This window comes from Streptomyces sp. NPDC059455 (assembly GCF_042750115.1).
In the GTDB taxonomy this organism is placed as follows: Bacteria; Actinomycetota; Actinomycetes; order Streptomycetales; family Streptomycetaceae; genus Streptomyces; species Streptomyces endocoffeicus.
This window is the reverse complement of the sequence record NZ_JBHYVB010000482.1, coordinates 1-1,531: the sequence shown is the minus strand read 5'-3', so window position 1 is coordinate 1,531 and position 1,531 is coordinate 1. Positions and strand designations below refer to the sequence as shown.

Sequence of the window (1,531 nt, the reverse complement as noted above, 5' to 3'; positions counted from 1 at the left end):
ACCGCTGCACCGCAGACAGCACAGCGAACAGCGACTCCCGCGCCCCGACAACCACGTCCTCACCACCGCTCGTCGGGCAGGACAGCACCACGGTTCCGGGCACCGCCTCGCCCTCATCGAGCACGCTGATCAACGCGGACACGTCCTCGTAGCAGGCACACGACGCGCCCGCACGGCTCACCGCCTCACCCAGCCCGGCATCCGGCCCTACGAGCGCCCACGAACTCCCAGCAGCCGATGCCCGGGGAGGGTCCAGAGGTTGCCAGTCCAGCTGGAAGAGGGAGTCGTACCGGCTGGTCTGGGCCGCCTGCAACTGCTCAGCCGAGATGGGCCGCAGAGCCAGAGACTCGATGGAGATCACCGGCTGGCCCGCCGCGTCCGCCACCTCCAACGCCACCGCATCCGACCCCACCCGGGCTAGTCGCACCCGCACCACCGACGCACCCGAGGCATGCAACCGCACCCCCGACCACGCAAACGGAACACGCACCGAACCCGACCCCAACTCCACATCCGGCCGCTGCTCGAAGCCCGTCAACGCCACCGCATGCAAAACAGCGTCCAGCAACGCCGGGTGCACTCCGAACCGCTCCGCCTCAGCCACACACTCCTGCGGAAGACGAACCTGAGCGAACACCTCCTCACCACACCGCCAGACCGCCTCCAACCCCCGAAAAGCCGGACCATAACCAAACCCACGCTCAACAAACCCGGTATAAAACCCCTCCGGATCCGACATCACCACCTCAGCACCCACCGGAGGCCACTGCTCCAACACCACCCCACCACCACCAGCAGCTGACTCCCCCGCCACCAGCAACCCGCTCGCATGAGAGCTCCACACCCCGTCGACCACATCTGGACGGGACCGCACCTGAACGCTGCGACGCCCATCCTCTTCTGCCTCGCCGACCACGACCTGAAGCTGGACACCACCCCGCTCCGCAAGGATCAGCGGATCCTGAAGAGTGAGTTCCTCCACCGCGTCACAGCCCACATGAGCCGCGGCGCTGAGAGCCAACTCGACCAGTGCCGCTCCCGGCACCAGCACCGAGCCCAGCACTCGGTGATCAGCCAGCCATGGATGCGTCTCCAGCGACAGCCGACCTGTGAGGAAGACCCCGCCGCCGGCGGGCGGTTCCAGAGCGGCTCCGAGCAGTGGGTGTTCGACGATTTCCAGGCCGAGGTCGGTGGCATCGGCTGTGTGGTGCGGGGCCTCGAGCCAGTAGCGCTGCCGTTGGAAGGCGTAAGTGGGCAGGCCCAGGGGAACCCCCGAGGTATTGCTATCGCCGAACGCGGGGGCCCAGTCGATAGACGCGCCCATCGTGAACTGCCGTGCCAGACAGGTCAGCACGGCATTGACCTCGGGCTGATCCCGGCGCAGGGAAGCGATGACCTCCGGCTCGTTGCCGGAACCAGGGTCGTTGTGGTGGGCGAGGCAGTTGTGGGTCATGGCGGTCAGAACGCCATCGGGCCCCAGCTCCACAAACCGTGTCACCTGACCGTCCCCGGCCAGCCACTCCACACCCGG

1 protein-coding gene is annotated in these 1,531 nt (G+C 67.5%); it reads right to left on the bottom strand.

Going from position 1 to position 1,531, the window contains the following annotated elements; genetic code table 11:
* On the bottom strand, nt 1-1,498 hold a 1,498-nt coding region (locus ACFXB5_RS53700), incomplete at its 3' end, for a polyketide synthase dehydratase domain-containing protein (RefSeq protein WP_385223374.1).
* Nucleotides 1,499-1,531: the final 33 nt, after the last annotated feature.